Origin of the sequence: Rahnella sp. BIGb0236 (genome assembly GCF_004364755.1) — a bacterium.
Classification (GTDB): Bacteria; Pseudomonadota; Gammaproteobacteria; order Enterobacterales; family Enterobacteriaceae; genus Rahnella; species Rahnella victoriana.
Genome location: NZ_SOAO01000019.1, coordinates 47,855 through 53,854 on the forward strand (window position 1 = coordinate 47,855; position 6,000 = coordinate 53,854).

General features: G+C 42.7%; 4 protein-coding genes. 2 read left to right on the plus strand and 2 right to left on the minus strand.

Annotated elements, in window-relative coordinates:
• The first annotated feature begins 689 nt into the window (after positions 1–689).
• Positions 690–1,481, plus strand: a complete 792-nt coding sequence (locus EDF78_RS24195) for a tyrosine-type recombinase/integrase (RefSeq protein WP_133824090.1) — start codon at positions 690–692, stop codon at positions 1,479–1,481.
• A 573-nt stretch (positions 1,482–2,054) separates the two neighbouring features.
• Positions 2,055–2,924, plus strand: coding sequence for a hypothetical protein (locus EDF78_RS24200; protein WP_133824091.1), 870 nt, complete (start codon positions 2,055–2,057; stop codon positions 2,922–2,924).
• A 151-nt stretch (positions 2,925–3,075) separates the two neighbouring features.
• On the opposite strand, the gene EDF78_RS24205 is transcribed toward EDF78_RS24200, so the two are convergent.
• The gene (locus EDF78_RS24205) at positions 3,076–4,800 is read right to left on the minus strand and encodes a hypothetical protein (protein WP_133824092.1); all 1,725 of its coding nucleotides are present in this window, start codon (positions 4,798–4,800) and stop codon (positions 3,076–3,078) included.
• Positions 4,801–4,847: 47 nt separating this feature from the next.
• Positions 4,848–5,720, minus strand: coding sequence for a restriction endonuclease (locus EDF78_RS24210; protein ID WP_133824093.1), 873 nt, complete (start codon positions 5,718–5,720; stop codon positions 4,848–4,850).
• Positions 5,721–6,000 lie beyond the last annotated feature (280 nt).

The window sequence follows — 6,000 nt, forward strand, 5'->3', positions numbered from 1 at the left end:
CTTCCCAAAACGGCCGATCGCCATTTTGGTATTTATTCCGCTCGATGGGGACGCGGATTTTCGGCACACTGTGTTTAATCACAGGAAAATCGCCGCCCCAAGCCGGCTCCGCGACGCACATTGCGGAGATTAAGAAATTGAGCCTAATCCCTCACGAAAGTTTTCAGAATTCCAGTAGCTAAACTCCGAGTTTGCAATGACGAGAAAATCCCACTTCCCGAAATAGCCTCTCTCTTCTGTGAAATCTGACCACTTGCCACCCCGGACCCATCGCATTCCGTTTTCTGCCATTACCGGCAACCGCGGCCGCCGGGCGGGGTTTTGGCTAAAACCCCACTATATGGTGTTCATATCCACATCAATCCACTAAATGCAGCGCCTAAAGGATCCTTTTTGGATCCAGGCTGCGCAACACGCCAAATTATTTGATTCCGTTTTATGGCATAATCCCATAAGTCGGAAACGATGACCGGAAGCGTCCACGAGTTTTTGCCGTGGTATCCGCCCCGCCGCTGGGCGAAAATGGTCACCTTAGCCGCCGCCGGCGGACAATTTTACGCAGGCAGCGCTGTGTGAATTCTGAAAAGCGATCAGGGGTGAGTTAGGCTATTTTTTACGTAGCGCGATCTCGGCCATTTTTGGCCAAACGTGATGACATTTGCGGTTCTGTTTGAAGGGGAAGATGACCGATGACTGAGTTGACCACGCTGCCGGGACCGGAGCGTCGCCCCATGTTAATGGTGCGTCCGGAAGATCACCGGCGCGCGCTGGCACTTCGGCAAATGGCCATGGCCTACGCCGACCTGCCAAGATACCTCTTATTACCGGAGGTCAGCGCCCTGCTCCACTATTTACCCGACTGGTCGCAGCACGCCCTGGTGTCCACGCTGTGGAACACCGGCGGGCGGATCAATGAAGTGCTCGCGTTGAAAAGGCGCGACTTCCGGCTTAACGGCGATTACCCGCACGTGGTGATCCGCACCGCCAAGCAGCGCCGCGCCGGTACCGGCCGTCCGGCCAAGGGAAAATCAGCAAACCGCGTGGTGCCTTTGTCCGATCCGGGGTTTGTGGACGAGCTGCGCCGGCTGTTCGCCAGCACGCGCGAAAGGATTGAGACCGATGCGCAGATCGGCGAACGGCGTCCGCTTCCCATCTGGGCGGCGACCGACAGAACGGTTAGAAACTGGTTAACCCGGGCGGTCGATGAGGCGAGGCGTGACGGCGTCACGTTTTCGGTACCGGTCACCCCGCACGTATTTCGGCACAGCTACGCCATGCACCACTGCTATCAGCATACGCCGCTGAAAGTGCTGCAGGCCTTGCTGGGACATGAGAAAGCGGAAAGTACGGAAGTGTATACGCGCGTTTTTGCGTTAGACATTGCGGCCAGTCAGCAGATCACCTTCAGCATGCCGGAGTCCCAGGCCGTAAGCCTGCTGAAAGAAACGCATATTTCAGGGGCCTTTTTGATGCAAAAATAACATCCTTAAGGCACATATAGGGGTCAGTTTGGAGATCGGAAATTATTGCACGGTAAGCCCTTAGCAATAGGGTGCACTCCCCTGCTACACAGCGTTTTCAGGGGATTTGGCCTTAATCGGATAACCTAAATGCGATATAGCAAGAGCGATAACATAAAAGCGATAGCCACTGACACTAATCAATCCCTTACGTATCTGGATTGGTTAAATAATGTGCTTGACGTACAAAAATTTCCGATCTCCAAACTGACCCCAAATAAATCTTAGCGTAAGATATTTTACGTTTTCCAAGCGGCCCCCATAGAGAATGAAAATGGCGTCAAAAGAAACAAATAAAGCAACATTTCGAAAGTCAGCAGCATCATCACCGCTGCATAAGCCCCTGGCTAGTAGACAGCACGTGGTGTTCTCTCCTGCCAGCCAGGTCACGGCGGACGGCATTTTTGGCATCGATGGACGGTACATTTTCCTACTTGCGGAGGTGTTTGAGATATTGGTCAGGGAGATTACGTCAAAATGTCATGAAGGGACGCAGGCGGAATCTCTGCGCGGTCTGTACGGGCACCTCTGAACATGGTGAAATTCTCCCTGCTAGAAAATGCTCTGGACTCAGTGGAAACTGGACTGGAAAATCTGACGGATGCGCAGTCAGGCAACAGTAACCGATATTACAAGCAGTGCCTGCTCAATCTTTTTCAGGGAGCAGAGCTTTTGCTTAAGGCCGCAGTATCCCGCTTTGGTACTGACAAGATTTTTGTGGATTGGTCCCTTAGAAAACACTGCAAAGATCCGATTAATCCTCTTGAGAGCGAGCTTCATGCCTGTAAATCAGTCGATATTCCTGGCCTGTGTGACCTGATTAAAAAACATTATCAGACCGAATTTAGCGAAGATAGTCTAAAACTTCTTAAGGCGGTCGCTATCGAAAGAAACAGAATTCAGCACTTCGCCATCGAAATTAATCCTCAGGTTCTGTCTCTTCAGTTACGCTCATTATACGAGCTCATTTATCGACCTGCCTTTCTGGTTATCCAATACGATGAAATGGATGATTCGTGGAATTCCGCTCTACGGGAAAAAATCATTTCCTTTGAAAAGTCTTTTCTCGATTTAGCAATTGGCGGTGAATACGACCTTGCCATGTGTCCTAAATGCGAAAACTGGTCGCACTTTATTATTCACCGAGGAGAAAGCTTCCCTGTTATGACCAGCTGTATTTGCTGTGGCTACGGGTTAAAAGATTTGGAATCTTGGGATTATCATGAATGCCCTGAGTGTGGTGCCGCAGGTCTGGTATATGATGTAGTGCGAGGTGCTGGCGTTTGCCTTTGGCATAAATGCTATTACAGCAAAGAAGGCGGCTTCGTGGAGATGTATCCCTGCGAATGTGGTGATTATAGCATTGAAGATAGGTGCCCTACCTGTGAACCAGAAGACGACTGAATTGCTTTCTATCTTGAGTTGATTGAGGGCATCTGCGGCAAGGGCATTTGCCACAGCTTCAACGCATAGCTCCATTGACCTGATCCCCATTAATCACACTAATACCCCTAAACCGAAACTATTTATTTTAGCCGGATTAGGGTATTTCGTATCAATCATGATTAGTTTGCGATCTGTATTCTATTAATTTTGTAGGAATGTAATGATGCAAATAATCGTCTATGTTTGTTAATTCCATTCCATCTACCGAGATTTGTTTACCAGCAAAAGTAATGTTGTGTTTTATCTTTTTATAATGCATTCTTTCTTTCGGTAACCATGAGTCGGACAAAATAAATCCTGAAAATTCTCTTAAAGAATGGGAGCCTGTAATGACTTTTTCATGCACCCAAGATGGAAGCATTTTAATCTGTGGCATGTCTGGATAATTAATTCCACTAAACCCTTCAATTAACACAATGGCACAGACAGCCCAACTCGTTGTGTCTTGCTCCTTGATTCCGAGCTTATCAAGAATAAAATCAATGTGCATTTTTGCGTGAAATAATTTTTTCTCTGCTTGAACTACTTTTTTACGGCATTCTTTTATTTTGTAAAACACCTCGTTGGGATCTGAAGGTGTTAGCATCCATTTCAGTTCATAAACTAATATGGTTTTTGTCTCAATATCTATCAATGCCGCATCTATTTCGCCCCCAGAGCTATTCGGCAAGTGAAAATTCAACATTATTTTATATCTTTCAGGAATGGAGCCCACAAATTTTTGAGTCATATTGACTTCAAAGGATTCACTTGCTTTGCTGAAGCCTTTATCATCAACTCTTAAGTATAAAGATAAGGCATTTCTATCGTAATTTAATGTTGTAATCAAAAGAGGAGCGATTAAGACCTCTCCATTATTTACAAATAGAGGTTGTAAAGCCGGGTCTGGATTGGAGGTATTAAACCCATATGTTAGGGCTTTCATGATATTTGTAATTACAGGTGATGATAATCCACTAATTCTATTTATCCGATCAATTAAGTCTTCTTCTCTTAAGCTGATTACTCTTTGGTCAACTCCACCGCCTTTGATTTTGTAATGTTCCGCACTTGCTTTTATGCAAATAAAATGGAAAATACAAATAGCATTTAATGAATTAAAAAAACGCCTAAAGTCCGAAACAGACGACCAGGGAAATCTCCAGTTTTCGGGTAAGTCCATAGACTGACTGTTTAATATTTTTTGGTATATACTATCAATTATATCTTGGTCGAATTTGTAGGATATAGTATGTCCTAACACGCTCGATACTTCTAAACAATTTTGATAAATATCTGAATTTACACCAAGCACTATATATCCAAGTAACAATGAAAGAGAAGACTGTTGGATCTCTTTGCTTAAATTCGAATCATCAGATCTAGAATATTGCTGAAGCATTCTACTTTGACAGTAATCTACATGATTCCTAAAAATAAATCTTATTTTGCTATCTTTGAATTCAGCCAAGTTTTGATAAACCGAAATTACATTCCAATTTAGTTGCATATAAGTATTGATAAGCTTTATTGATTTTGAAATTTGTATATAGTTCTTCCCATTAAAATAGCTCTCTTTTTTACATGGGGATTTTTCTTTGCATTTTTTATATATTAACGATAAATACATTTTTAATGTCAGTTTATGGTTTTCCAATTCGCTAACTAGATAAGCATTGTCTATGATTCTTTGAGAGTGTCTGATTCTTTTTAAAAACGCGTGAAGATGAAATTGCATATAATCTTCATATACTGTGAGCATCCTCCATGTTTCTAAGTTTATATTATTCGAAGTCATTTCAATGCTATTGTATTGTTCGTCTATTAGGCTTTCAAAATATTTTAGTCTTTCCATTTTATTCTCTATTTTTAATGACTTTTAAAATTTACTTAATGATGAATCTAGAATTTTTCAGGGTAGATATTTTCAATGCTCACATTGTATTCGCCCTTTTCCGCCGCTAGTCTTATTTTTTTATCCAGCATATCGATAAGGCTTATATCTTTTTTTAACATATGATACAAGTCATAGCCTGTGATACAAATAACACTTTTGTTTCTCCCCCACGCCCCTAGTGCCTCAGAAGAAAAACCCTGCCAGCTAATAAATACGCCGCGTGCCCAAGATGCTTTTTCATTGATCTTTGCCTGGAACACATGAAGGTTTGGGGCTGCTGTTTTTTGACTATGCCATTTGGCCTCAACAAGATATGTTTCATTATGTAAAATGAAACTTCCGTCAATTTGCTCTCCTGAAATTCTAAATCCACTATTCGGCGAAAGTCGGAAGGCTTCGAACAACTTGTTAAGCCACACTTCGAATTTATAACCTCTCTGTTGTGGCTGTAGTAATTTCATATCATCTAATTCTTTTTTGAAATATGAATAGTCAATGGTATATGTAGCTTCTATTTGTACAGGTGCGATTCCAAAAGAAGATAATGCATCCACTTTCTCCAATCTATCTATGAGCTGGCAATACAACATTTCATCACCAGACGTTAACGGATTGGTATTCATTCCCTTTCGATATTGCCAGAGTTTATCTAATACGTTTAAAACTGTGTCTCGGTCAGACTTTTTAATGAAGCAGCGTAAGCGTTTTGCTTTTGAATTCCCGTCTTCTTTATAAATATCACTGTCTATATCTATTGAGAGTTCTTCTTCGAAAAACTCTCTCATTGTTTTGTCTGAAAAATCTAAAATATACCCAGCGCCATATGCGTTTACGAATACGTCATCGAATAATTTTACATCGCGTGAAATGAATTTCATGGCTCCCCGCCGTTTCCCTGATCAGTGCTTAATTTTCTTCCTTCATTTTATAGACCTTCACGCAAAGTGCCAGTTTAAAGCCTTTAAGGTTGATACGTTGAGACATTGGGGTTTACCTTGAGACTGCCCAAATTTTTACTCATTCACACCGTTTCGGCATTTTCTCTATCTACGTCAGCAGGTTAATCGCAAAATGGCCAGCGATTAAAGACTCATCCTAAATTCGCCCTCAGCGCGAAGACCTCTTGTATAATTGTTACTGTATCAGGGGCTTGCATTG

Excerpts from the sequence above, each read along its gene's own strand:
- EDF78_RS24195 (WP_133824090.1), top strand. The coding sequence starts at position 690 with ATGACTGAGTTGACCACGCTGCCGGGACCGGAGCGTCGCCCCATGTTA.
- EDF78_RS24200 (WP_133824091.1), top strand. The coding sequence starts at position 2,055 with ATGGTGAAATTCTCCCTGCTAGAAAATGCTCTGGACTCAGTGGAAACT.
- EDF78_RS24205 (WP_133824092.1), bottom strand. The coding sequence starts at position 4,800 with ATGGAAAGACTAAAATATTTTGAAAGCCTAATAGACGAACAATACAAT.
- EDF78_RS24210 (WP_133824093.1), bottom strand. The coding sequence starts at position 5,720 with ATGAAATTCATTTCACGCGATGTAAAATTATTCGATGACGTATTCGTA.